Annotated in this window: 1 pseudogene; it reads right to left on the bottom strand. The window is 44.1% G+C overall.

Annotation, left to right across the window (positions count from 1 at the left end):
- Positions 1–433: pseudogene (locus EHO59_RS00010) on the bottom strand (proton-conducting transporter transmembrane domain-containing protein); the annotation flags it as partial.

Raw genomic sequence — 433 nt, 5'->3', positions numbered from 1 at the left:
CTTATTCGAACCGTGGTCCTCGAAATTTGCCCTAGGTCTCGATAATACGAGTCCCAAGAAAAGTTTCAAGTGAGCAGCAGCTCCCACAGCAAGTCCAGTGCAGACTAAAATAAGAAGAGGAAGGATAAGAGCAGCACTCGTATCCGTGACTTCCAAAACTGCGGAGAATAATTTGATAAAAGTCGCTTCAGACAAGAATCCTGTAGTTCCAGGAATCGCGAGAAAACTCATGGTCCCAAGAGCCGCAAGGAATGTAGGAACTCCGCTTATTCTTCCCACACCAGTGTTCTCATCCGAACTAGAAGAACCGGAAAGTTTTGTAAGATATCCGAAGAATAAGAATTGGAAAGTCTTGCTAATACTATGATGCACGAGAGAAATTAAGAATAAGACACCGAATGCCTTGCTAAGAGAACGAAGGCTCTCTTGCTCG

The sequence above is a fragment of the Leptospira semungkisensis genome (assembly GCF_004770055.1).
GTDB classification, from domain to species: Bacteria; Spirochaetota; Leptospiria; order Leptospirales; family Leptospiraceae; genus Leptospira_B; species Leptospira_B semungkisensis.
Note: the sequence above shows the minus strand (reverse complement) of the source record. Positions and strands in the feature narration are given on the sequence as shown.